At 74.0% G+C, this 24,070-nt stretch carries 22 protein-coding genes, 1 other RNA gene and 1 pseudogene; 12 read left to right on the top strand and 12 right to left on the bottom strand.

Annotated features, from left to right (window positions below; translation table 11 throughout):
• Nucleotides 1-137: 137 nt before the first annotated feature.
• The 4 genes from WA762_RS01250 (at nucleotide 138) to WA762_RS01235 (ending at nucleotide 4,415) form a co-directional block, all read left to right on the top strand.
• Complete coding sequence (locus tag WA762_RS01250) at nucleotides 138-1,178, top strand: ABC transporter substrate-binding protein (RefSeq protein ID WP_335932004.1); 1,041 nt, start codon at nucleotides 138-140, stop codon at nucleotides 1,176-1,178.
• 332 nt (nucleotides 1,179-1,510) lie between these two features.
• A complete protein-coding gene (locus WA762_RS01245; RefSeq protein WP_335932002.1) occupies nucleotides 1,511-2,353 on the top strand; it encodes a Nif3-like dinuclear metal center hexameric protein in 843 nt (280 codons plus the stop codon).
• A complete protein-coding gene (locus WA762_RS01240) occupies nucleotides 2,350-3,093 on the top strand; it encodes a zinc ribbon domain-containing protein (protein ID WP_335932281.1) in 744 nt (247 codons plus the stop codon). Before WA762_RS01245 ends, WA762_RS01240 begins: the two co-directional genes overlap by 4 nt.
• Nucleotides 3,093-4,415 (top strand): bifunctional RNase H/acid phosphatase, encoded by a 1,323-nt coding sequence (locus tag WA762_RS01235; protein WP_335932000.1) that lies wholly within the window; start codon nucleotides 3,093-3,095, stop codon nucleotides 4,413-4,415. The genes WA762_RS01240 and WA762_RS01235 overlap by 1 nt, the downstream gene beginning before the upstream one ends.
• Nucleotides 4,416-4,607: 192 nt before the next feature.
• Here the strand turns inward: WA762_RS01235 and eda are convergent, their stop codons facing one another.
• The 4 genes from eda to WA762_RS01215 form a co-directional block, all read right to left on the bottom strand.
• Complete coding sequence (gene eda / locus WA762_RS01230; RefSeq protein WP_335931998.1) at nucleotides 4,608-5,234, bottom strand: bifunctional 4-hydroxy-2-oxoglutarate aldolase/2-dehydro-3-deoxy-phosphogluconate aldolase; 627 nt, start codon at nucleotides 5,232-5,234, stop codon at nucleotides 4,608-4,610.
• A 194-nt stretch (nucleotides 5,235-5,428) separates the two neighbouring features.
• Nucleotides 5,429-6,229, bottom strand: coding sequence for a peroxide stress protein YaaA (gene yaaA, locus WA762_RS01225; protein ID WP_335931996.1), 801 nt, complete (start codon nucleotides 6,227-6,229; stop codon nucleotides 5,429-5,431).
• 117 nt (nucleotides 6,230-6,346) lie between these two features.
• Complete coding sequence (locus tag WA762_RS01220) at nucleotides 6,347-7,213, bottom strand: hypothetical protein (RefSeq protein ID WP_335931993.1); 867 nt, start codon at nucleotides 7,211-7,213, stop codon at nucleotides 6,347-6,349.
• Complete coding sequence (locus WA762_RS01215) at nucleotides 7,210-7,953, bottom strand: MerR family transcriptional regulator (RefSeq protein ID WP_335931991.1); 744 nt, start codon at nucleotides 7,951-7,953, stop codon at nucleotides 7,210-7,212. Before WA762_RS01215 ends, WA762_RS01220 begins: the two co-directional genes overlap by 4 nt.
• 166 nt (nucleotides 7,954-8,119) lie before the next feature.
• Here WA762_RS01215 and rnpB point away from each other — a divergent pair.
• Together rnpB and WA762_RS01205 are read left to right on the top strand one after the other, a co-directional pair.
• Nucleotides 8,120-8,522: RNase P RNA component class A (gene rnpB / locus WA762_RS01210), an RNA gene on the top strand.
• Between the two features lie 168 nt (nucleotides 8,523-8,690).
• Nucleotides 8,691-9,329 carry a TetR/AcrR family transcriptional regulator gene (locus tag WA762_RS01205; protein WP_335931989.1) on the top strand — a complete coding sequence of 213 codons (639 nt, stop codon included), beginning with the start codon at nucleotides 8,691-8,693 and terminating at the stop codon, nucleotides 9,327-9,329.
• 153 nt (nucleotides 9,330-9,482) lie between these two features.
• Here the strand turns inward: WA762_RS01205 and WA762_RS01200 are convergent, their stop codons facing one another.
• Nucleotides 9,483-10,337, bottom strand: a complete 855-nt coding sequence (locus tag WA762_RS01200) for a tyrosine-protein phosphatase (protein ID WP_335931987.1) — start codon at nucleotides 10,335-10,337, stop codon at nucleotides 9,483-9,485.
• On the bottom strand, nucleotides 10,334-11,686 hold the full coding sequence (locus tag WA762_RS01195) for an MFS transporter (RefSeq protein WP_335931985.1): 1,353 nt from the start codon (nucleotides 11,684-11,686) through the stop codon (nucleotides 10,334-10,336). Before WA762_RS01195 ends, WA762_RS01200 begins: the two co-directional genes overlap by 4 nt.
• A gap of 200 nt (nucleotides 11,687-11,886) precedes the next feature.
• Here WA762_RS01195 and WA762_RS01190 point away from each other — a divergent pair, with 200 nt between their 5' ends.
• Nucleotides 11,887-13,680 (top strand): glycoside hydrolase family 3 protein, encoded by a 1,794-nt coding sequence (locus tag WA762_RS01190; RefSeq protein ID WP_335931983.1) that lies wholly within the window; start codon nucleotides 11,887-11,889, stop codon nucleotides 13,678-13,680.
• A 144-nt stretch (nucleotides 13,681-13,824) separates the two neighbouring features.
• Nucleotides 13,825-14,691 carry a metallophosphoesterase family protein gene (locus WA762_RS01185; RefSeq protein WP_335931981.1) on the top strand — a complete coding sequence of 289 codons (867 nt, stop codon included), beginning with the start codon at nucleotides 13,825-13,827 and terminating at the stop codon, nucleotides 14,689-14,691.
• 148 nt (nucleotides 14,692-14,839) lie between these two features.
• Here the strand turns inward: WA762_RS01185 and WA762_RS01180 are convergent, their stop codons facing one another.
• A complete protein-coding gene (locus WA762_RS01180) occupies nucleotides 14,840-15,202 on the bottom strand; it encodes a VOC family protein (RefSeq protein WP_335931979.1) in 363 nt (120 codons plus the stop codon).
• A 209-nt stretch (nucleotides 15,203-15,411) separates the two neighbouring features.
• Complete coding sequence (locus WA762_RS01175) at nucleotides 15,412-16,074, bottom strand: ScbR family autoregulator-binding transcription factor (protein ID WP_335931977.1); 663 nt, start codon at nucleotides 16,072-16,074, stop codon at nucleotides 15,412-15,414.
• 128 nt (nucleotides 16,075-16,202) lie between these two features.
• On the opposite strand from WA762_RS01175, the gene WA762_RS01170 reads away from it, so the two are divergent.
• Together WA762_RS01170 and WA762_RS01165 are read left to right on the top strand one after the other, a co-directional pair.
• A complete protein-coding gene (locus WA762_RS01170) occupies nucleotides 16,203-17,270 on the top strand; it encodes a ScbA/BarX family gamma-butyrolactone biosynthesis protein (RefSeq protein ID WP_335931975.1) in 1,068 nt (355 codons plus the stop codon).
• Nucleotides 17,267-18,352, top strand: a complete 1,086-nt coding sequence (locus WA762_RS01165) for an NAD-dependent epimerase/dehydratase family protein (RefSeq protein WP_335931973.1) — start codon at nucleotides 17,267-17,269, stop codon at nucleotides 18,350-18,352. Before WA762_RS01170 ends, WA762_RS01165 begins: the two co-directional genes overlap by 4 nt.
• Nucleotides 18,353-18,454: 102 nt before the next feature.
• On the opposite strand, the gene WA762_RS01160 is transcribed toward WA762_RS01165, so the two are convergent.
• Nucleotides 18,455-19,411 carry a PhzF family phenazine biosynthesis protein gene (locus WA762_RS01160; RefSeq protein WP_335931971.1) on the bottom strand — a complete coding sequence of 319 codons (957 nt, stop codon included), beginning with the start codon at nucleotides 19,409-19,411 and terminating at the stop codon, nucleotides 18,455-18,457.
• A gap of 258 nt (nucleotides 19,412-19,669) precedes the next feature.
• Between WA762_RS01160 and WA762_RS01155 the strand changes: the two genes are divergently transcribed.
• Nucleotides 19,670-20,056, top strand: a complete 387-nt coding sequence (locus WA762_RS01155; RefSeq protein ID WP_335931969.1) for a hypothetical protein — start codon at nucleotides 19,670-19,672, stop codon at nucleotides 20,054-20,056.
• A gap of 165 nt (nucleotides 20,057-20,221) precedes the next feature.
• Here the strand turns inward: WA762_RS01155 and WA762_RS35620 are convergent.
• From WA762_RS35620 to WA762_RS01145, 3 genes and pseudogenes are all read right to left on the bottom strand, one after another.
• Nucleotides 20,222-20,428 (bottom strand): annotated as a pseudogene (locus tag WA762_RS35620) (hypothetical protein); the annotation flags it as partial.
• Between the two features lie 55 nt (nucleotides 20,429-20,483).
• On the bottom strand, nucleotides 20,484-20,951 hold the full coding sequence (locus tag WA762_RS01150; protein WP_335931967.1) for a lamin tail domain-containing protein: 468 nt from the start codon (nucleotides 20,949-20,951) through the stop codon (nucleotides 20,484-20,486).
• Nucleotides 20,952-21,056: 105 nt separating this feature from the next.
• Nucleotides 21,057-21,830, bottom strand: a complete 774-nt coding sequence (locus WA762_RS01145) for an SDR family oxidoreductase (protein WP_335931965.1) — start codon at nucleotides 21,828-21,830, stop codon at nucleotides 21,057-21,059.
• 315 nt (nucleotides 21,831-22,145) lie between these two features.
• On the opposite strand from WA762_RS01145, the gene WA762_RS01140 reads away from it, so the two are divergent.
• Nucleotides 22,146-23,774, top strand: coding sequence for an alkaline phosphatase D family protein (locus WA762_RS01140; protein WP_335931963.1), 1,629 nt, complete (start codon nucleotides 22,146-22,148; stop codon nucleotides 23,772-23,774).
• Nucleotides 23,775-24,070: the final 296 nt, after the last annotated feature.

Here is a 24,070-nt window from a genome sequence, read left to right as displayed (position 1 = left end):
CGTCCTCACTTCACACATAAGGGTGGTGAAGTCGGGAATCGCCTGAAGTCGAGGGGGCGCCTGTGCTTGTCACCGAGGGAGGTCGATAAGGTTAGGCACTCCTAAGCAATGCCTGTGACCGATCACTGGAGCAAGAGATGTCCCTTCGTCGCCGCGGCACCGCCGCAGTCGGCCTGGCGGTGGCCGCCGCCCTCTCCCTCTCCGCCTGCGGGAGCGACGACGGGGGCTCCGGGAAATCCGGCAAGTCGGAGGGCGGCGACAAGAAGGCGGCCGTCGCGACGGGCGGCAAGGACTTCGCCGACGCCGCGAAGAAGACGGCGGGGTACGGCACGGACGCCAAGCCCGGCGAGTTCCCCCGCACCCTCACCCACGCGCTGGGCAGGACCGAGATCAAGTCGGCCCCCAAGCGCGTCGTCGTGCTGGACGTCGGCGAGTTCGACAACGTGGTCTCGCTGGGCGTGAAGCCGGTCGGCTACGCCCCCTCCGAGGGCGACGCGGCCATCCCCTCGTACCTGAAGAAGAACGCGGGCGACCCGAAGAACGTCGGCACCATCAACAACCTCAATCTCGAGGCCATCGCCAACCTCAAGCCCGATCTGATCCTGGGCAGCCAGCTGCGCGCCGCGGACAAGTACGACGCGCTCTCCAAGATCGCGCCGACCGTGTTCTCCATCCGCCCGGGCTTCACCTGGAAGGAGAACTACCTCCTCAACGCCGCGGCGCTGGACAAGACGGCCGAGGCCGAGCGCGAACTCACCGCCTACGAGACGAAGGCGAAGAAGCTCGGCGACGACATCGGCCCCGACAAGCCGACCGTCTCCATGGTCCGTTACATGCCGGACCGGATCCGCCTCTACGCCAAGGCGTCCTTCATCGGCACGATCCTCCAGGACGTCGGCCTGCCCCGGCCCGAGAACCAGCAGATCGACGACCTCGCCGCGGAGATCAGCCCCGAGAAGATCGACGAGGCCGACGCCGACTGGATCTTCACCGGCGTCTACGGCGACGTGAAGGCCACCAAGCGCGACACCACCCAGGCCAACCCGCTGTGGAAGAACCTCAAGGCGGTCAAGGAGGGCCGGGCCAAGGACGTCCCCGACGAGACCTGGTACCTCGGCCTGGGCGTCACGGCCGCGAACCTGGTCCTCGACGACCTCCGCGCCGACCTCGTCAAGTAACGCCCGTCCCATCACGCCTGCCCCGGCAAACGCCCGCCCCGGCGCGCGACGGCGGGGCGGGCGGGGACGGCGGGCGGCCGGGACGGCGGGCGGACGGCTCGTGAGGCGACGAGCCGAGCGGTGCGCCGGCCCACCGACCCCGTCGTCCTCGCTGTCCCGTCGTCCTCGTAGTCCTCGCCGTCCCGTCGTCTCCCCGCGTCCTCGTCGGCGCGGGGCCGGACGCCCCGCGGTCGCGGCCGTGGTCCCCGCCGCGGTCCCGGTCCGCCGGGGGTCCGGCCCCCGGTACGGAAGCCGCGGTCGACGGTGTGCGGCGGGCAGGTAGCCTTTTCCTTGTGCCCCGCCTGTCTGAAGTCCTCGCCGAGATCGACGCCCTCTGGCCGCCCGAGCGGGCCGAGAGCTGGGACGCGGTCGGCACCGTCTGCGGCGACCCCGAATCGCACGTGGACCGGGTGCTCTTCGCCGTCGACCCCGTCCAGGAGATCGTCGACGAGGCGCTCCGGCTCGGCGCCCAGCTGATCGTCACCCACCACCCGCTCTATCTGCGGGGTACGACGACGGTCGCCGCCTCCACCTTCAAGGGCCGGGTCGTGCACACCCTGATCAAGCACGACATCGCGCTGCACGTCGCCCACACCAACGCCGACACCGCCGACCCGGGCGTCTCGGACGCCCTCGCCGGAGCCCTCGACCTGCGCGTCGACCGGCCCCTGGTGCCGGACCCCACCGACCCCGCGGGCCGTCGCGGCCTCGGCCGGATCTGCGTGCTCGACCACCCCGAGAGCCTGGCCGACTTCGCGGCCCGCGCCGCCGCCCGGCTGCCCGCCACCGCGCAGGGCATCCGGCTCGCCGGGGACCCGGCGGCGACGGTGCGCACCGTCGCGGTCAGCGGCGGCTCCGGCGACAGCCTCTTCGACGCGGTGCGCGCCGCGGGCGTCGACGCGTTCCTCACCGCCGACCTGCGCCACCACCCCGCCTCCGAGGCCATCCAGCACTCCCCGCTCGGCCTGATCGACGCCGCGCACTGGGCCACCGAGTGGCCCTGGTGCGAGCAGGCCGCGGCGCAACTGGACGCGATCTCCGACCGCCACGGATGGGACCTGCGGGTCCACGTCTCGAAGCGGGTCACCGACCCCTGGACCACCACCACCCACCACTCTTCTGGAGCCCCCAACTGAACGCCGCGCCCGCCGACCAGATCCGACTCCTCGACGTCCAGGCCCTCGACGTCCGCCTGTCGCAGCTCGCGCACCGGCGCAAGTCGCTGCCCGAGCACGCCGAGATCGAGTCGCTCACCAGCGACCTCGCGCAGCTGCGCGACCTGCTGATCGCCTCGCAGACCGAGGAGAGCGACACCGCCCGCGAGCAGACCAAGGCGGAGCAGGACGTCGACCAGGTGCGCCAGCGGGCCGCCCGCGACCAGCAGCGCCTCGACTCGGGCGCGATCACCTCGCCGAAGGACCTGGAGAACCTCCAGCGCGAGATCACTTCGCTGGCCAAGCGCCAGGGCGACCTGGAGGACGTCGTCCTCGAAGTCATGGAGCGCCGCGAGGCCGCCCAGGAGCGCGTCACCGAGCTGACCGGCCGGGTCTCCGCCGTCCAGGCCAAGGCCGACGACGCCACCGCCCGCCGCGACGCCGCCCTCCGCGAGCTCGACCAGGAGGCCGCGACGGTCGCCAAGGAGCGCGAGGTCGTCGCCGCCTCCGTCCCCGCCGACCTGCTGAAGCTGTACGACAAGCTCCGCGAGCAGCAGGGCGGGATCGGCGCCGCCCGCCTCTACCAGCGCCGCTGCGAGGGCTGCCGCCTCGAACTGAACATCACCGAGATCAACGAGGTGAAGGCGGCCTCCTCGGACACCGTGCTGCGCTGCGAGAACTGCCGTCGCATCCTGGTCCGCACGGCCGAGTCGGGCCTGTAATGACCCGGCCGCGCCGGCTCGTCGTCGAGGCCGACGGAGGCTCCCGGGGCAACCCGGGGCCCGCCGGTTACGGGGCGGTCGTCATCGACCCGGCGACGGGGGAGACCCTCGCCGAGGCCGCCGAGTACCTCGGCGTCGCGACGAACAACGTCGCCGAGTACAAGGGCCTGATCGCGGGCCTGAGAGCGGCGAAGGCCCTGGCCCCGGACGCGTCGGCGGCCGACGTGCTCCAGGTGCGGGTCCGGATGGACTCCAAGCTGGTCGTGGAGCAGATGTCGGGCCGCTGGAAGATCAAGCACCCCGACATGAAGCCGCTCGCGGCCGAGGCGGCGCGCATCCTGCCGCCCTCCGCCGTCACCTACGAGTGGATCCCGCGCGAGAAGAACAAGCACGCGGACCGGCTCGCCAACGAGGCGATGGACGCGGGCAGGCGCGGCGAGCAGTGGCAGCCGTCCGCGTCCACGGCCGGCCTCGACACCGCCCGGCCCTCGGTGGACGACGCCCTGCCGCCGGTCTCCGGCCCGCCCGGCGACGCGGCGGTCGGCGCGGCCAAGGCACGCGCGGCGCTCGCCTCCCGGCCGACGGCGGGCACGGCCCCGGCAGCCCCGCCGACGGCCGCCCCCGCCGCGTCCGCCCTCCCCGCTGCCGCCACGGCGTCCGCCGCACCCCAGGTCGGCTGGGGCGCGGCCCCCGACCTCGGGGCGCCCGCCACCTTCGTACTGCTCCGGCACGGCGAGACCGCCCTGACCCCCGAGAAGCGGTTCTCGGGCAGCGGCGGCAGCGACCCCGCGCTCTCGGCGGCCGGCCGCAGGCAGGCCGAGGCCATCGCCGCGGCGCTCGCCGCCCGGGGCACGATCGAGGAGATCGTCAGCTCACCGCTGCGCCGCTGCCGCGAGACGGCCGGGGCGGTGGCGGAGCGGCTCGGTCTGGAGGTCCGGATCGAGGACGGCCTGCGCGAGACGGACTTCGGCGCCTGGGAGGGGCTGACCTTCGCCGAGGTGCGCGAACGTCACGGCGCCGACCTCGACGCCTGGCTCGCCTCCGCGAAGGCCGCCCCCACCGGCGGCGGCGAGAGCTTCGCCGAGGTCGCCCGCCGGGTGGCCGCCGCCCGGGACCGCCTCATCGCCCGTTACCGGGGCCGCACGGTCCTCCTGGTCACCCATGTGACGCCGATCAAGACCCTGGCCCGGCTGGCGCTCGGCGCCCCGCCGGAAGCCATGTTCCGCATGGAGCTCTCGGCGGCCTCGGTGTCGGTGGTGGCGTACTACGCGGACGGGAACGCCTCGCTCAGGCTGCTCAACGACACCTCGCATCTGCGGTAGAGCCCGGCGGCCTGTCCGGGCGGCCCGCCCCCACCGCGAGCGACCGGGGCGTGGAAGGACCCGAGAGGTCGCGCGCCGACGGCGGCCGACTCATGTGCGTGCCCCGGCCCGTTGCACGACCCGGCCCGTCGCGCGATACGGTCGCCGGTCGTGCCGTGCGACGGGGGCCGCCCGGGGTTCCCCCGGCGCCGGTCAGCCGCGCAGCGCCGCCGCCTCGCGCGCCAGCCGTTCCACCAGGGCCCAGTCCTTCGCCGCGACCGCGTCCGCCGGAACCATCCAACTTCCGCCCACGCAGCCGACGTTGGGAAGCGCCAGATAGGTCGGGGCGTTCGCCGCCGAGACGCCGCCCGTCGGGCAGAACCGGGCCTGCGGCAGCGGCGAGGACAGCGCCTTGAGATACGCGGCGCCGCCCGCCGCCTCGGCCGGGAAGAACTTCATCTCCGTGACGCCGCGCTCCAGCAGCGCCACCGCCTCGGACGCCGTCGAGATCCCCGGCAGGAACGGCGCCCCGGACGCCTTCATCGCGTTCAGCAGCGTGTCCGTCCAGCCCGGGCTGACCAGGAACCGGGCCCCCGCGGCGACCGCGTCGGCGACGTTCCGCACCGAGATCACCGTGCCCGCGCCGACCACCGCGTCCGGCACCCCGTCCGCGATCGCCCCGATCGCCTCCAGGGCGGCCGCCGTCCGCAACGTCACCTCCACGGCCGGCAGTCCGCCCGCGACCAGCGCCCGGGCGAGCGGCACCGCGTCGGCGACGTCCTCCAGGACGACGACGGGCAGGACGGGAGCGAGATCCAGCACGGAAGAGGTCGAGGTCATGCGGCCATCCTGCCGCCCGCACAGCGTATTGCGCAACGAGCGTTGCGCATGCTGCAACAAGACGATCGAGCAACGAGCAACGAGCAACGAGCAACGAGCAACGAGCAACGAGCAACGAGCAACGAGCCGCGAACCGCGAACCGCGAACCGCGAACCGTGAATCGCCCGCGCCCGGCCCGCGAGGCCCGCCCGGCTCAGTGGATCTCGGTCACCACCACGTCCAGCGACCAGGCCCGCCCGGGCCGTTCCGGAGCCTCGGCCTCCACCGCGTACCCGAGGTCCCGCAGCGTCTCCACCAGCTCCGCGGGCCCCTTCGGCCGCGCCCCCGCCACCAGCAGATCGCGCACCAGCCGCCCCTTCGTCGCCTTGTTGAAGTGGCTGACCACGGACCGCTTCTCGACCCCGTCCACCAACTGGGAGTGCAGCACCCGCACGCTCGCCGTGCGTTCCGCCGACGCCCCCTTCGGCTTCCAGGCGGCGGTGTACGCGGAGGACCGCAGATCCAGGACCAGCCCGTCCCCGGCCGCCTCCGGCATGACCTCGGCCATCGGGCCGCGCCAGTACGCCCCCAGGGCGCCCAGACCGGGCAGCTTCACGCCCATCGAGCAGCGGTACGACGGAATCCGGTCGCCCACCCGCACGGCTCCCCACAGCCCGGAGAAGACCAGCAGCGACTTCCCGGCCCGCCGCTTCGCCGCCGCGTCCAGCGAGGCCAGATCGAGGGCGTCGTACAGCACCCCGGTGTAGATCTCCCCGGCCGGACGCGTGCCCGCCGTCCGCAGCCCCGCGTTCTTCGCGATCTCGCCGCGCAGCCCTTCGCTCAGCCCGAGCACCTCGCGGGCCTTCTCCTCGTCCGCCGCGCACAGTTCGACCAGTTCGTCGAGGACCGCGGCCCGTGCCGCGGCCAGGCCCGGCAGCGACAACGACTCCGGCTTCAGTGGCGCGCCCCGCCCCGACGCGGCCTTGCCCTCCGACGGCGGCAACAGCACCAGCACGGCGTTTCCCTTCGTACGTACGCACAGGCAGACGGCCCGGCAAGGGCCTCGGACCAGCCTACGGGGACCTCCCCGGCGCGCCGGACGCCCCGCCTCCGCGGGCCCGGCCCGCTCGGGTCAGCTCCGCCCGGAGCGGTCCGGGGACGCCGACGTCCCGCCCGGCCGCCGCGTCAGCGCGGCCACGACGGCGCCCGGATCGTCCGCGTGGAACCGCACCGTCCGCGCCCGGCCGCGCTTGCCCCACGGCCGTACGAAATCCACCGGGTCCGCCAGTTCCACCGTCACCGTCGTCTGGCCGCCCACGGCGAGATCGAGCACCCCGTCCGCGCCTACCCGCAGTGGGCCGCCCTCCGGGCTGCGCCGGTCGACCCGCGCCGCCGCCACCGTCCCCGCCGGAACCCGCAGGTCGAACAGGGCGCCGTAGCGGATCCGCAGCCCCCCGCCCGGCTCCACCACATGCGGCCGGGTCACGCATGAGGCGTGGAACGCGAGGACGAACACCACCCCGTACCCGTCGAGCACCAGGACCACCGCGTGCACGACCGGCCACGGGATCACCAGCGCCAGCACGAGCGTCTCGACCAGGGCGACGAACAACAGGCCGTACACCAGCGCCGTCTGCGGGCCGGTATAGGCGGCGGCGAGGGTGCCTTCCGGCACGCCGTGGCGCTTTCTCAGCAGCCAGGGGCCGAGGCTGCCCAGCGAGCGCGCCTCGTGCGCGACCAGGCGGCGCACCGGCCCCGGCACCGCCTCGCGCACCACCGCGCCCAGCGCGGCCCGCCGCCCGGCTCCAGCGCGCCGGGCCGCCCACCACAGCCGCCCCAGCACCGCGCACTCGAAGCCGAACACGGCGACCAGCAGCACCGCCGCGCCCACCGCGACCGCCTCCGGCACCCGGACCCCGGCCGTCCGGCAGCCCGCCCACACCAGTTCGACGGCCACCCCGGCCGCCGCCGCGCACCGCGCCGCCCGCCGCCGGCTCATCCCGCGCCCCGCCCCGCCACGCGCTCCGCCATGGCCGCCATCACCCGGCGCACCACCTCGGCCTGCGCGGGCGCGTAGTCGTCGAGCAGCGCCTCGCCGAACCCCGGATGGGCCGGACCGGCGGCGGGGACCGCCGCCAGCAGCTCGTCCGGCACGGCGGCGACCAGATCGGCGGCCAGCGGGGCGATCCGGGGGTCGTCCGCCGGGGCCCCGGCCAGCGCGTCCAGCCGCTCGTACAGGGCGTGCACGGCCGGGTCGCCGGTCAGCGGGCGCAGCGCGCCGCGGAGCTCCTCGCTCCCGGCCACCGCGTCCAGCAGGACCAGATGCTCGCGGTCCTTGGCGGCCGCGGGGGAGCCGGTGTCCGGGCCCGTGCCCAACAGCTCGGCCAGCGCGGGCGGCACGGACTCCCCGGCGCCCGGCGGCCCGTCCAGCAGCCGGGCCAGCCGCAGCCGCCGCTCCCGGATCTCGCGCTCCTGCCGGGCCAGATCCGCGTCCAGCTCGACGAGTATGTCCACGAGTTCGCGCCCGTCGTCATCGGCGAGGGCGTCACGCACCTCGTCCAGCGTGAGGCCCAGCTCGGTCAGCCGCCGGATCCGGGCCAGGACCACGGCGTCGCGCATCCCGTACACCCGGTAGCCGTTGGCCCGCCGCCCGGGCTCCGGCAGCAGCCCGACGTGGTGGTAGTGCCGGACCGCCCGCGAGGTGACACCGACGAGCGCGGCGATCTCTCCTATCCGCATGGGGCCAGTAGAAACGTTGACGCTGCGGCAGGGTCAAGCGCGCCCGGCCCCGCCCCGTCAGCCCGGCCCCGCCCCGTCCGCCCGCCCCGCCCGACGGCCCCGTACGGCGGTCCCGTCCCCCGTCCCGGGCCCTCCGGCGGGCGGGTAGCATGGTCGGCACGGCAGACGAGCCGGGCGGACGGCCGCGTGGAGGTCCATCGGATCTCCCCGAGGAACGTCCGGGCTCCACAGGGCAGGGTGATGGCTAACGGCCACCCGGGGTGACCCGCGGGACAGTGCCACAGAGAACAGACCGCCGGAGACCTCGGTCCCCGGTAAGGGTGAAACGGTGGTGTAAGAGACCACCAGCGCCTGGGGCGACCCAGGCGGCTAGGTAAACCCCACCCGGAGCAAGGTCAAGAGGGGCCGTCGCGAGACGGCCCTGCGCGAACGATCGAGGGCGGCCCGCCCGAGTTCGCGGGTAGACCGCACGAGGCCGGCAGCAATGCCGGTCCTAGATGGATGGCCGTCTCCCCGGCCGCCGCGAGGCGACCGGGTGACAGAACCCGGCGTACAGCCCGACTCGTCTGCCGCCCTAGACCATTCCGCCCCCAGGAGGGGCCCCAGCGGCGTCCGCGACGACGACCGCCGGCACGGGCGATGGGCACGGGGGACGGCCCCGGGCCGCTCCGGAGCGGCCCCGAACACCCGTCGCGCCACCGGAACCGCCCGAGGGCGCCGCCGCCTATGATCGGAACATGGCACCCCGGGGCGGCGGAGGAACGGTCGTGGTCGACGACAAGCGGATCGTGCGCGGCGACACCCGTCGCACGGCGATCCTCGCGGCCGCGACCCGCGAGTTCGGGCGCAAGGGGTACGAGCGGGCGCGGATCGCCGACATCGCCCGTGCGGCCGGTGTGACGGACGCGGGGGTGCTGCACCACTTCCCGCGCAAACGGGACCTCTTCGTCGCCGTCGTGGAGCTGCGCGAGGACGCCTACCGCGCGCTCAGCACGCGGGAGTTCGAGACCGTCCGGGCGTTGTTCGACGCGCTGACCGTCTCCGTCCGCCGCGCCGCCGAGGACCCGGACCTGGTCCGGTTCCGCCGGATGCTGACCGGTGCGGCGAGCATCGAGGGACATCCCATCGAGGGGCGCTACCGGGAGAACCTGGAGCGGGCGTTGGCGGCCTTCGTCCCCGTCGTACGGCGCGGGGTCGAGTCGGGCGAGCTGCGTCCGGAGTGCGAGCCGGAGCAGATCGTCCTGGAGGTGCTGGCGCTGAACGAAGGCATCCGGGACCAGTGGATCACCCTGCCCGAACGCGTCGACTACGTCGGGACGTTCACGAAGGCGGTGGACTCCCTCTACGGGCGCGTCGCCGCGTCGGCCGACCGCTGAGGTCCGTGCCGGGAGGCCGAGCCGAGGCCGGCCGGGGCGCGGTTCCGGCGTACGCGCCCGGCGCGCCGCCCCACGTGCCGGTGGGGCCGTTCCGCCGCCCCCGTACGGCCGTTCGTCCCGCCGGTGGGCCGGCGGGACGGTTCCCGGGGCGTCTCAGGCGTGGTTCAGCAGGCGCTCGCGCAGCCGGTCGAGCGTGTCCTCGTCCAGGCCGTGGGCGGTCAGATAGGGGACCGCGCCGCCGTGTCCGGAGTCCAGCAGGGCGAGCGTCCGCGCCATGACGGGGGCGGGGCTGCGGGTGATCAGCGCCTCGATCCCGGGCGTGACCTCGACGCCCATGGCACGCACCGAGGCGGTCATCCGGTCGGACCAGGCGCCCGCGAGGCGGTCCTCGCTGAGCGCGTAGTCGGCGACGACCGCGTCCCGGTCCGCGCCCACCGCGTCCAGCAGCAGCGCCACGGCCAGCCCGGTGCGGTCCTTGCCCGCCGTGCAGTGCACCAGGACCGCGCCGTCCGTCTCCGCGACCAGGCGGGCGACGCGGACGAAGGTGCGGCCCGCCGTGTCGAGGAGGTTCGTGTAGACCTCGTCCAGCGTCGGGACGCGGGCCATGGCGAGGGCGTCGCCGTCCAGCAGGGGCAGCCGGACGGTGACGGGATGCGCCGTCGCCGGGGCGGCCTGGGCCTCGTGCTCCGAGCGCAGGTCGGCCACCAGCGCGACGCCGTCGCGGAGCGCCGCGATTCCGGCCCCGGTCAGCGAGGCGAGCCCGGCCGAACGGCAGAGCACCCCCGGACGGACCGTCGTGGCGCCGGCGCGCAGACCGCCCAGATCGCGGAAGTTGACCAGCCCCTCGGGCTCGCGTATCCGCCGCTCGGCGAGGGCGGTCGGCTCGTTCGTCTCGTTCGGCGCACTCAACTCGTTCAGCACACTCGACTCGCTCAACTCGTTCAACTCATTCGGTTCGTTGGGTTCGTTGGGTTCGTTGGGTTCGTTGGGTTCGTTGGGTTCGTTCACAGGGTCACGTCCTCGGGGGTCACGGGTGCGGCGCCGCGCGCCGCCGGGGCCACGGGCGCGCGGCGGAGGACCGGGCGGAGGCCCGGCAGCGCGGCGAGGGAGAGCACGACGGCGGCCGCGGCCGCCAGATAGAGCGACGCGTAGTTCTGCGCGTGCCCGGACACCGGGTCCGGGCCGCCCCACGCGAGGACGACCGGGGCCAGCGCGGGCGCGACCGACTGCGGGATCGTCTTGGCCAGGTTGAAGATGCCGAGGTACTTGCCCTCCTCGCCGGCCGGGAGCGTTCGCAGGACCAGCGCGAGGTCGATGGAGTAGTACACGCCCAGCGCGAAGCCGGCGATGACCGTGCTCGCCCAGAAGACCGCCAGGTCGCCCGTGAACGCCTTCATGAGCAGGGACAGGGTCATGCCCCCCACCGCGACGAGGACGAACGGGCCGTAGTTCCCCCGGCGCGACGCCAGATGCCCGCAGGCGAACGCGGCCACGACGTTGAACGCGGCCCCCGCGATCGTGGCGACCGAGGTGAGCGAGACCGCCTCGTCCTGCCCCATCCCGAGCCGCTCGATCAGGTAGAAGAGGCCGAAGGTCCCCACGATCGTGTACCCGAACTGCATCACGCACCGCTGGAGCCAGGCGAGCGAGTACGCGGGCACGCGGAACGGGTTGAACAGGAACGCCCGGAACACGTCCCCGAGCCGCCGCGCCGGCGCCGCGGCCGAGGCCACGGGCGGATCGGGGACGACCGCGCAGACGGCCCCCGCGATCACGACCGACAGCAGCGGCATCGACAGCATCACCACCGGCAGATCGCCGGCGAACAGCGCCGCGATCAGCATCGCCGGGACCATGCCGAGGAAGCCGAAGGCGCCGAACACGCCCGACGCCTTCGACCGCTGCTCCTCCGGAACCTGGTCGGCGAGCATCGCGTTGAGCGCCGCCGTCACGGCGTTGTAGCCGAGCTGGCCGAGCGCCCAGGCCGCCGCCAGCCAGCCGACGCCGGGCGCCAGCAGCATCAGCACGGCGCTCACCGCGCCCAGCAGCGTGCCGCCGACGATCCACGGGCGGCGCCGCCCGAAGCGGGACCGGGTGCGGTCCGAGAAGTGGCCCCAGACCGGGTTCGAGATCAGCGCGGCGACCGCGCCGACCGTGGTCACCAGCGCCAGCGAGGACTCCTTCGTCCCCGGCGCGATCTCCAGGACCTTCAGGGAGAGCGACGCGGCCAGCGCCGTGGCGATCGGCCCCAGCGCGGCGAGCTCGATCAACGCGAGCAGATAGACGCGCGACATGGGCACGCGCGGCGGCGGTTCGGGAAGGCGGGAGGCCGGCGGCTCGGGAGGGCGGGGGGTCACGGGGGATCCTTCGGTCGCTGTGCGTTCTGCGGGGAGGCTCGGACGAGCGCCCGTCGACGGGCGCTCGGGTGAGCTCCCGCCGTGAGCGTAGGAAGCCGTCATGGACCTGCGGCTGAACACTTAGCGACGACTAAGTAATACTTAGTGAAGACTAAGTCATTTGCCCGCGGCCGGGGTCCGGGCCGTCCTAGCGTGAGCGCATGCACACCACCGACACCACCTCACCGGCCGCTCCCTCGTCCCGTGTGGAGCGCCTCGTCAGCGCCATGACCGTGGAAGAGAAGGCGGGAGCGCTGCTCGCCGCGCGGGTGACGATCAACCCGGACGGCACCCCCTGGGAGGGCACCGAGGCCGAATCGCCGTTCGGCTTCACCCCCACCACCGAGCTGCTCCTCGAACGCCACGTCGGGCACCTGGGACTGATGAACGTCCCCGGCACGGAGGCGCTGGCACGCTGGGGCGAGGCGATACGGGCGATCACGGCCCGCTCGCGGCTCGGCATCCCCGTCACCGTCGGCTCGGACCCGACGCACGGCCGCGGGCGCAACGGCCAGGTCAGCCAGAGCGGCGGCGGGTTCAGCGCGATGACCGAGCCGATCGGCCTCGCCGCCACCTGGGACCCCGGGCTCGTCGAGGAGGTCGCCCGGATGATGGCCCGCGAACTGCGCGCGGCCGGCGTGCACATCGCGGTGCACCCCATGGCCGACCTCGCCACCGAACCGCGCTGGGCGCGCGTCGCGGGCACCTTCGGCGAGGACCCCGGCCACGCGGCCACGATGATCCGCGCCTTCGTCCGGGGCCTCCAGAGCGGCGGCGCCCACGAGCGCGTGCTGGCGACGGCCAAGCACTTCCCCGGCGGCGGACCGCAGCAGGGCGGCGAGGACTCCCACTTCGCACGCGGGGCGCACACGGTGTACCCCGGCGGACGCTTCGAGGACCACCTCCTGCCGTTCGCCGCCGCGATCGAGGAGGGCGTCGCGATGATGATGCCCGGCTACGCCGCCCCGCTCGGCCTCGACTACGACGAGGTGGGCTTCGCCTTCCAGCGCGACCTCATCACCGGCCTGCTGCGCGGCCGGCTCGGCTTCGACGGCGTGGTCGTCACCGACTTCAACATCGTGACCGGCATGAGGCTGCCCCGCCTGGGCGTCGAACTCCCGGTGCGCGCCTGGGGACTTCTCTCGCTCCCCCCGGTCGAACGCGTCGGGCGGCTCTTCGAGGCGGGCGTCGACCAGCTCGGCGGAGAGGACGATCCGACGCTCGTCCTGGAGGCGCTGGACCGCGGGCTCGTCACCGAGGAACGCCTCGACGCCTCCGTGCGGCGCGTGCTCCGGGACAAGGAGCGGCTCGGCCTGCTCGACGACCCGGCCGCGGGCGCCGCCGAACCGGCCGCCGTCGGCCGCCGCGTCGCGAACCCCGGGAACCTCGCGCTCGCCCGCCGGGCGCAGGCGGCGTCCGTCGTCGCCCTGACCGGCCGCCCCGCCCGGCTCGGCCCGGACACGCGGGTCTACGCCGAGGGGATCGACCCGGACGTCCTGGCCGGGTACGCCGTCCCGGTCGACGACGTCGCCGAGGCCGACCTGGCGATCCTGCGGCTGGCCGCGCCCTTCGACGCCCACCCCGAGGGCACGCTCGAAGCGGCGTTCCACTCCGGCGGCCTCGAATTCCCGGAGGAGACCGTCCGGCACGTCGAGCGCGTCGCGGCGGCCGTGCCCACGGTCGTCGACGTCTTCCTGGAACGCGCGGCCGTGCTGACCCCGCTCGACGCCATCCCGTCCGTCACCCTCGTCGGGACGTTCGGCGTCGACGACGACATCCTGCTGGACGCCGTGAGCGGCCGGGCGACGGTGAGCGGACGGCTCCCCTTCGACCTGCCCCGCTCGGGGGCGGCGGTCGCCGCCGCCCGCGAGGACGTCCCCTTCGACACGGCCGACCCGCTCTTCGGCTTCGGCCACGGCCTGCACTGGTCCGCCCGGACGCCCCCGGCCGGGTGACCGCGGGCCGTCGGCCGCTGCCGCCCACCCCGGGGGCCACGGCCTCCGGGGCCGGACCCGCCGGGCCGAGTCGCGGGAACCGCTGGGCGGAGCGCCGGTCGTGAGGCACGATCAGGGGAGTCACTTCTCGGGAAGGGTTCTCCAGTGTCCCCACGCGCCTCCGGAAACCGCGGCTCCCTCTTCGCGGTGAGCGACCTGCATGTCGGCATCGGGGAGAACCGCCCCGTCACCGAGTCCCTCCGGCCGGAGTCGGACGAGGACTGGCTGATCGTCGCCGGGGACGTGGCGGAGCGCGTCGAGGACGTGGAATGGGCGCTGCGGCTGCTCGCGGGGCGCTTCGCCCGGGTGCTCTGGACGCCCGGGAACCACGAACTGTGGACGCCCACGCGGGACTCGTCGCAGCTGCGCGGCAGGGAACGGTACGAGCACCTGGTCGAGGTCTGCCGCGGCCTCGGGGTGTCCACCCCGCAGGACCCGTACCCGGTGTGGTCCGGGCCCGGCGGGCCGGTGGCGGTGGCGCCCGTGTTCGTGCTGTACGACTACAGCTTCCGGGCGCCGGGCACCGCGACCAAGGAGGAGTCCCTGGCGTACGCGCACCGGACGGGAGTGGTGTGCACCGACGAGTACCTGCTCCACCCCGACCCGTACCCGGGCCGCGACGACTGGTGCCGGGCGCGGGCGGCCGAGACGGAGCGGCGGCTCGCCGTGCACGACCCGGCGGTTCCGCTGGTCCTCGCCGGTCACTGGCCCCTGGTGCGGCAGCCCACGGACGTGCTGAAGTACCCCGAGTTCGCCCAGTGGTGCGGCACCGAGCTCACCGCCGACTGGCACCGGCGCTTCAACGTGGCGGCCGTGGTCTACGGCCATCTGCACATCCCGCGCACCACCTGGTACGACGGGGTGCGCTTCGAGGAGGTCTCCATCGGCTACCCGAGGGAATGGCGCGAACGGGGCCATCCGCGGGGCCTGCTGCGGCGGATCCTCCCGTACGACGACGCCCTGGCGGCGTAGGGCCCGGCGCCGGACCGCGCACGGCGGGCACGGCGGCCGGGAGACGGGCGCGGCGGTCCCAAGGCGGGTCACGGGGCGTGCCGTCGAACCTGCTCCGCGCGGCGGACGGCGGTTCGACGACACGGCCCGCCCGGCCCGCCCGGCCCGCTCAGCGGTGGCTCAGCACGTTGACCACCCGGCCGTTGGGATCGCGGACGAAGAAGCGCCGTACGCCCCAGTCCTCGTCGTGCAGGGGGTACACGATCTCCGCGCCCTTCTCCCGCAGGGTCGCGTAGGCCGCGTCCACGTCGTCCACCTCCACGCTCAGGTCCGGGGTGACCGGCGCGGTCGCGTCGGCCGCCACGATGCTGAGCTGCGCCGACGGCTGCGAGGGGGAGGCGAGTGTCATGATCCAGCCGTGGTTCATGACCTCCCGGAAGCCCAACAGGCCGTAGAACTCCGTGTTCCGCTCCATCGCGGCCCTGGGGGAGGCGGCGGTCCGGATGGTGGGGACGACCCGGCGGATGGGCATCGGTGACTCCTGTCTCGGGACTGACTCCGTGCCGACGGGCCGCGCGGAAGCGGTGCGAAGCCGAGGAGCGGCGGGGGAGTGCGGCCGTCCGGCCGTCCCAGTCTGGTCACCGGGCGCCCCGGGTGCCACCGGACGGACCGGTATCCTCCGTGCGGAGTAGACGACTTCCGGCCACCGGCCGAGGGGCGCCGGCCGACGGGCGGTAGGCTTCAGCCGGTCGCGCCGGCCCGGCTCGGCGCCGAGTCGATGGTGTCGAAGAGCCGCTCACCGCGGTCCTCGGCCATGTCGAGCGTGGCCAGCATGGCCGGTGTCGCGATGCTCGGCAGCACATAGTGCAGAAGGACCGAAATACGATGTCCCAAGTCCTCCCGCTTGCACAGGGCTTGGGACATCACCTGGATGCCGGAGAACGAACCGGCCAGCATTTCCGCGGTCTCGCGGGGGTTCACGTGCGGGAGCAGCTCGCCCTGCTCCTTCGCGGCGTTCAGCAGGTGTTCGAGCCGGTCTATCCAGGCACGGAAGGGGGTGCCCCGGTCGAGCCCCTCCACCGCCTGGTCCATGGCCAGCCCGACGCTGGCGCGGACCAGCGGCTCGTGGCGGAGCCGGTAGGCGAGCAGCATTCCCTGGTCGACCAGCTCCTGAAGCTTCGTCAGCTGGGGCGGCAGCGGATCGCCGTCCAGCTGCACGTCCATCACGCCGAGGGCCAGATCCTCCTTCGACGTGAAGTGGAAGTAGAGCGCGCCCTTGGTGACCCCGGCACGCGCGAGGATCTCGCTGATGGTGGCGCTGCTGTAGCCGCGTTCATCGAAGACGGCGGCGGCCGCCACCAGGATCGACCGACGGGTCTGGATCGCGCGCGCCTGCTGTGCCATCAGCTACAAGTCTCTCTCAGCCGTGGCGTGGTCAGCACCAGGTGTGGCTGGATAGGAAAACCGGACTGTCAGTATCTTACTGCGGAGGCGGCCTGCCCTCCCGGTACGGATTCTCGGGAGGAACGTTCATGGTTCAGGTCACCTCGTACGGAACTCCACCCCGCGCCCAGGGCGTCGGAGTGCCCGCACCCGCCGGAGCCCCCGGCGCCGAAGGGCCGGCCCCCGGGCGGGGGCAGGTGGACGGGGATCTGCTGGGACGCCTGGTCCACCGGCCCGACCCGCGGGACGTCTTCCCCGTCGGCTGGACCCCGCAGACCGGCACCCAGTTCTCGGTGTCGGCCCGATGGCCGCGCGCGCACCGGTTCTTCACGCCCGTGGCGGGCCGCTACCAGGACCCGCTGCTGATCGCGGAGACCATGCGGCAGACGACGATGCTCCTGGGGCACGCGGAGTTCGGGGTGCCGGTCGGGGACCAGTTCGTCATGTGGGAGCTGGCCTACGTCTCCGAGCCGCACCGGCTGCTGCTGGGGGACGAGCCCTGGGACATCACCGTGGACGTCGCCTGTTCCCGGATCAGACGCCTCCGCCAGAGCATCGGCTCCATGCACGTGGAACTGCTCCTGCACCGCCTGGGCACCGTCCTCGCCCGGGGCGGCGGGCGCATCAGCTGCACCTCGGCCAAGGCGTACGACAAGCTGCGGGGCGGCCGCCGGCACGTCGTGGGCGCGCCGATACCCCTGCTGCCCGCCGTCGATCCGGCCGAGGTGGGCAGGGCGGACGAACGCGACGTCGTGCTCGCCCCCGCCGCCCACCGGAACGCCTGGCGGCTGCGGGTCGACACCGAGCACCCGACCCTGTTCGCCCGGCCCAACGACCACGTGCCGGGCATTCTGCTGCTGGAGGCGGCCCGCCAGGCGGCCGTCGCCGCCACCCCCGGCCACGACTTCCTCCCCGCGTCGCTGCGGACCGACTTCCTCCGGTACGTCGAACTCGACCGCCCCTGCTGGATCGAGGCGCGGCACGTCCCGGCCGACGACCCGGCGGTGTCCCGGGTGCGCGTCACGGCCACCCAGGACGACCGGCCGGCCTTCACCTGCACCCTCGACTCGCCCGTCCAGGGCTCCCGACGCCTGGTGGCGCCGCCCCGGGACGGACACGGGACGCGGCAGGGCCGCGGGCGGGGCGGGCAGTCGTGACGGCGGACGCCTCCGCCGCGCGGGGCGCGCCGGACGGGCCGCGGGTGCTCGTCACCGGCGCGAGCGGATTCGTCGGCGGCCATGTGGTGGCCGCGGCCCGCGCCGTGCCCGGCCTCCGGCTGCGGTTGATGACCCACCGGACCGCCCTCGCCCCGGCCGTCGTCGCGGCCAGCGGGAACGGGCCGGGCAACGGTTCCGGGGACGGGTCGGGGGGCGTGGCCGGGGTCGGGATCGAGACGGTGCACGGGGATCTCGCCGACCCGGAGACGCTGCGCGGCAGCTGCGAAGGGGTCGACGCGCTGATCCACTGCGCCTCCGAGATCGGACATAACGAACCGACCGCGCGGTCCGTAAATGATCAAGGAACTCGGGCTCTGGTCGAGGAGGCGGTCCGCCGGGGCGTGCCCCGGATCGTCCAGCTGAGCACGGCGTCCGTCTACGGGCGGGGCCCGTTCGTCCGGCTGCGGCCGGGGGACGCCGAGCCCGCCCCGGCCTCCGTGACCAGTCTGACCCGCGCCGCCGCCGAGCGGCACGTCCTCGCGGCCGGCGGTGTCGTCGTCCGCCCGCACATCGTGTACGGGGCCGGGGACCGGTGGGCCGTGCCCGGGCTGGTCGGGCTGCTGGGGCGGCTCGCGGCCGTGCCGGCCGGGTGCGGGGCGCGGCACTCGATGATCGAGGCGGGCGCGCTGGGCCGGGCGCTGCTGGGCGCGGCCCTGTCCCGGCACGATCCGGCCGGCGTCTACCACGTCAACCACCCCGAGCCGGTGAGCTGTTCCCAGCTGCTGGCCGCGGTCGTCGACGGGCTCGGACTGCCCTGGGGGGCCGAGCGGATCGGTCCGGCCGAGGCGCGCGAGCGGCTCGCGGACGTGCCGTACGCGCTGCACCACTTCGGCATGCTCACCGTGGACCACTGGTTCGCCGACGACCGGGCGGGCCGCGACCTCGACTGGGAGCCGGGCGAGGGCTTCACGACCGCGTTCGCCCGGCACGCCGCCTGGTACCGGGGGCACCTGGACTCCTTGCGACGGGCCGCGCCCGGCACCGCCCCCGCACTTGTCCCCACGCGCACGCCGGGGCAGTAGGGCGTGCCGGGAGTTGCGCCGGGCGTGCCGGGAGTCGCTCCGGGGAGTACCGGGAGTCGCTCCGGGGTGCGCCAGGGGTTGCGGCAAGGGCGTGCCGGGGCGTCAGTCAGGGATCCGGGCGCCGGTGCCGCTGACCCGCACCCGGGCGTCGCCGGCGCGCAGTTCGACGGTGAGCGTGCCGGGGCGGCCCATGTCCTCCCCCTGGTGGAGCGTGAGCACCGCGGTGTCCGGTACCAGCCCCAGCGCGCGGGCGTACGCCCCGAACGCGGCCGCCGCCGCACCCGTGGCGGGGTCCTCGACCACGCCGCCGACCGGGAACGGGTCGCGGACGTGGAAGACGGTCCCGGACGCCCGCCACACCAGTTGCAGGGTGGTCAGGTCGAGTCGCTGCATCAGCGCGTCGAGACGCGCGAAGTCGTAGTCGAGACGGGCGAGGCGCTCCCGGCTCCCGGCGGCCAGCACCAGATGGCGTGCGCCCGCGTAGGAGATTCGGGGCGGCAGGGCCGGGTCGAGGTCGGCGGCCGGCCAGCGCAGCGCGGCCAGCGCCTCCGCCACGTCGTCCGGCGCGATGTCGGTGACCTGCGGCTCGACGCTGGTGAGCGTGGCGCGGAGCTCGGCGCCCTCCTGGACTACGGTGACCGGGACCGGGCCCGCCGAGGTGTGGAACACCAGGTCGCCGGGTCCGTCGCGCTCGGCCAGCGCGAGCGCCGCGGCGACGGTGGCATGGCCGCAGAACGGGACCTCGGCCTTCGGGCTGAAGTAGCGGATCGCGTACTCCCGGACGGCCGACGGCTCTTCACCGGCCGCCGCTGCTCGGGCGTCCGCCGGTACCTCGCCGCCCGTCGGCTTCTCGCCGGTCGCAGGCTCTTCACCGGCCGCCGGTCCGCTCCGGCCGGTGAGAAAGGCGGATTCGCTGTAGCCCAGTCCGGCCGCGACCGCGAGCATCGCGGCGTCGTCGAGACCGGACGCGTCCAGGACCACGCCCGCCGGATTGCCGCCCTCCGGGTCGGCGGAGAAGGCGGTGTAACGCAGGACCCCGGAGACTGAATGCTGGCTCATGCCGCAGGTCAACCGGATCACGGCCCGGAGCATTCCCGGCCCTCGGCCGATGGGCCCCGGGCCACGGTCACCTGGGACGCCACTCGACCAGGTATCGGTTTTTCTTCTGATTGCGCCGGAAGGCGCTCCAGGCGGGCACCTGATCAGATGACTCCCCGGGCAGCCCGGCGTTCTGCCGCGGTCTCCCGCACTAGCGTCGTCGGCATCTCATCACTTCGCGGCGGATCCGCGCTGCGAGCCGATCCCTGGAGTGACGCCATGCGCCGTACCACCGCTGTCTTCGCGGGAGCCGCTGTTCTGTCGGCCGTCTTCGCATCCCAGGCCGTCGCGGCCCCCGCCGAGATCGTCGCCCCCAACGCCAGGGCCGCAGCCGAAGTGGACTTCCACGGTGAACTGCTGAGGCAGAAGAACGTGGTCGACAGTTTCCAGGTCGGCGAGGGCCTCTACTGCGTCATCGTCAACCCGAACGCCGGCATCAACCCGTCCAACGCCCTGATCCTGGCCAATGCCCATATCCACGCCGACAGCGTCTCGACGATTGGGCAGCCCACCACATCGTGTGACAACCGCAGGGACGCCATCACCGTGGTGACTCTCAAGAACGGCCACCCCACGTCCTCCAGCTTCACCCTCGCGGTCCTGTAGCAGCGACGATCACGGCGCGGGCAGAAGCGCGGCCGTGGGTGATTCTCCCCGCGTCGAGGAGTCTACGGACGGGACGCAGAGGTTCCGTCGACAACGCCAGGGCCGCGCCGTCGGCACCAAACCGCCCCCTCCCGCAGCGTGCGGGAGGGGGCGGGGTGACTTCCGGGCGGCCTGCCGCAGGGCCACGTCGAGTCTGAGCACGCCGACCGGCGCGGCGAGGGACGGCAGCGGCCAACGCGCACACTCCAGGGAACCGAGCCGGAACGGGGCTCGTGGTCGGCAAGCTGCCGGTCGGTCAGATCGCCCCGCTGTACGAGCGGCGCGAGCGGACCCGTCCACGCGGGCGAACCCGGCCTCCAGGCCGCCGCGCAGCCGTTCCGGTTCGAGCGCGGCCGCGGTGGAGGCGGGCGGGAGAGGGGCGTCAGGGTCAGTGGCAGTTCTTGACGCCCTTGCCCGACTTCGACCAGGAGCAGGAGACCAGGAGCTTGCCGTTCGGCTTGATCAGCCGGGCCTTGTCGCCGGTGTTGTTCCAGACGTACGAGCCGCGGTTCCAGTAGACGTGGCCGGTCTTGTTCTTCCCCTTGCCGGTGTGGACCTTGACGGTCTTGCCCGCGCCCAGGGCGTAGCTGCCGAAGGTGTACGTGTAACCGGTGTTGTCCTTCAGCTTGTAGCCCTTGAGCTGGACCTTCGACGTGCCGTTGTTGTGGATGTCCACCCACTCGGCGTTCAGCGAGGCGTTGCTGCGGTCGTCCTTGCCGGGGCTGTCGTACTGGATCTTCCCGAGGTGCAGCCCGCCCTTGTGCGGGGCGGCCGACGCCGGGACCGTCACGAGCAGCGAGCCGGCCAGGGCGGTGGCGGCGGCCAGGGCGAGCGGAGCCGCGGTGCGTATGCGCATTCCATGATCCTCGTGTGTGTTTCCGGTGAAGAACTGTGATCGTAGTACGGCACCGCGGTCGCTCGGGGAGGAACGCCGGAATCCGGCAGGGGAGCGGATGCCGCGTCAGCCGCGCCCCACGTACGGCATCGCCGTCGCCATGACCGTCGCGAACTGCACGTTCGCCTCCAGGGGCAGCTCCGCCATGTGAAGCACCGTCCGGGCCACGTCCGCGGCGTCCATCACCGGTTCCACCGCGAGCTCGCCGTTGGCCTGGAGGGCGCCGGTGCGCATCCGTTCCGTCATGTCCGTGGCCGCGTTGCCGATGTCGATCTGCCCGCACGCGATCCGGTACGGGCGGCCGTCCAGCGACAGCGACTTCGTCAGGCCCGTGATGGCGTGCTTGGTCGTGGTGTAGGCGACCGAGTGCGGGCGCGGCGCGTGGGCGGAGACCGAGCCGTTGTTGATGATCCGGCCGCCCTGCGGGTCCTGCTCCTTCATCTGCCGGTACGCCGCTCGCGCGCACAGGAACGCGCCCGTGACGTTCACGTCCACCACCGCGCGCCAGTCCTCCACCGAGAGGTCCTCGACCGGGACCGGCCCCGGGCCGAAGACGCCCGCGTTGTTGAAGAGCAGCCCGAGAGGGCCGAAGCACTCGCGTGCCGAGGCGAACAGCGCGTCCACGTCCTCGGGGCGCGACACGTCGGCGGGAACGGTGATCACCCGGGCGGTCTCCCCGGCCAGCGCCGCGGTCTCGGCGAGCGGGGCCGGGCGGCGGCCGGCGAGCGCCACCGACCAGCCGGCGCCGGCCAGGGCCAGCGCCACCGCGCGGCCGATCCCGGAGCCGGCGCCCGTCACCACGGCGGTCCTCGGCGCGGAGTTCGACGTTCTGTTGGTCATGGCGCCGCAGCGTACGCCCTCCCGTCCCCGGCGGGGCCGTGTCGCCGGGGACGGGAGCGGCGGGTGGGCCGGTGGACTCCGAGACCGGTCAAGAACGGGTATGGGGCGGGGGGTTGGCGGCATGGACGGGTTCCCGGGCGGAGATCATGCTCCTCGGCGCGTATGCGTGCTTTGCCCCTCGAATCCATTCCCGCCGCGTTCCTCATCCACCGGACGCCCGCGCGACGCGAGCACGACAACAACCGGTCGGGCGGGGCCGGTGCACTGTTCCGAGCACATCACCAGCGAGCACACCACCAGCATGGGGAGGGACTGATGACGCAGTCATCGCACTCGCAGGACATGCGCGACGCGGCCCGGCACTTCGGACGGCGCCGCTTCCTCACGGTCACCGGTGCCGCCGCCGCGCTCGCCTTCTCGGTCAACCTGCCGGCCGCGGGCACCGCGAGCGCCGCCGAACTGGACGCGCGGAAGATCAAGGAGGACCCGTTCACCCTGGGCGTCGCCTCCGGAGACCCGCTGCCCGGCTCGGTCCTGCTGTGGACCAGGCTCGCGCCCCGCCCGTACGAGACCGGCGGCGGACTGCCCCGGGCGCGGGTCCAGGTGAGCTGGGAACTCGCCCGCGACGCGCGCTTCTCACGGGTCGTCCGGCGCGGAACGGCCACCGCCCACCCGGAGTTCGACCACAGCGTCCACGTCGAGGCCAAGGGCCTCGAAGCCGACCGGGTCCTCTACTACCGCTTCCGCGCCGGGGGCTGGACCAGCCCCGTCGGCCGCACCCGCACCGCGCCCGCGCGCGGCGCCCGCAACGGCTCGCTGCGGCTCGCCGCCGTCTCCTGCCAGGCCTACCACGACGGCTACTTCACCGCGTACAAGCACCTCGCCGAGGAGGACGTCCACGCCGTCTTCCACCTCGGGGACTACCTCTACGAGTACGCCGTCGACGCGACCGGCGGCGCCCGCAAGTACACCGACCGCAGGCTGCCCGCGCACTTCAACCGCGAGACGATCACGCTGGAGGACTACCGGCTGCGGTACGGCCTCTACAAGTCCGACCCCGATCTGCGCGCCGCCCACGCGGCCTACCCCTTCGTCGTCACCTGGGACGACCACGAGACCGAGAACAACTACGCGGGCGACATCCCCGAGAACGACGTGCCGCCGGAGGAGTTCCTGCTGCGCCGCGCCGCCGCCTACCGGGCGTACTGGGAGAACCAGCCGCTGCGCCTGCCGCAGCGCCCCGCGGGACCGGACATGAGGCTCCACCGGCGACTGCACTTCGGCACCCTCGCCCAGTTCGACATCCTCGACACCCGCCAGTACCGCAGCGACCAGGCGTACGGCGACGGCTGGCAGAAGCCCGGACCGGAGTCCGAGGACCCCTCGCGCACCATGACCGGCGCCGCCCAGGAGCGCTGGCTGCTGGACGGCTGGCGCGCCTCGAAGGCCACCTGGAACGTCGTCCCGCAGCAGGTCGTCATGGCCCGGCGCAAGGACGTCCCCACCGACGCCTTCAAGCTGTCGATGGACGCCTGGGACGGCTACCCCGCCTCCCGGGCGCGGATCCTGCACGGCGCCGAGGCCACCGGGGCCGACAACCTGATGGTGCTCTCCGGCGACGTGCACGTGCACTACGGCTTCGACCTGAAGAAGGACTTCGACGACCCGTCGTCCCGCACCCTGGGCACGGAGATCGTCACCACGTCCATCACCAGCGGCAAGGACGGCTCGGAGCGGCCCGGCAGCTGGGACAACCAGATGCGCGCCAACCCGCACCTGAAGTTCTTCAACGGGCGGCGCGGATACGTCCTCGTCGACCTGGGCCGCGAGCGGGCGCGCGCCGACTACCGCACGGTGACGGCCGTCACCACGCCCGGGGCGCCGGTCACGACCGCCGCGTCCTTCGTCACGGAGGTGGGCAACCAGGGGCTCACGCCCGCGTAAGGGCTGTCCCGTCATCCCTGGCGGGCGTGCGACGACAGCTGCGGCGCCTCGCGGCGTTGTCGGAACGCCCGCATACGTCCAGTATGCGGGTGCCCCTTCGCCTTGCGATGCACCACATCCGACGCCGCACGCTGATCCACCACGGATGACGGGACAGCCCTTAGGCGCCGCGGACCGGCCGCGCGGCGTCATCGCCGTGCCGACCAGGGGCCCACGCCCGCGCAGGCGCCGCCCGGGGCGCGGCCGCGTCCGGCCCGGCGCCGCCCGCGCCCCGGCCGGGGAGCCCGTACGGCCCA

This window comes from Streptomyces tyrfis (genome assembly GCF_037034285.1).
In the GTDB taxonomy this organism is placed as follows: Bacteria; Actinomycetota; Actinomycetes; order Streptomycetales; family Streptomycetaceae; genus Streptomyces.
Note: the sequence above shows the minus strand (reverse complement) of the source record. Positions and strands in the feature narration are given on the sequence as shown.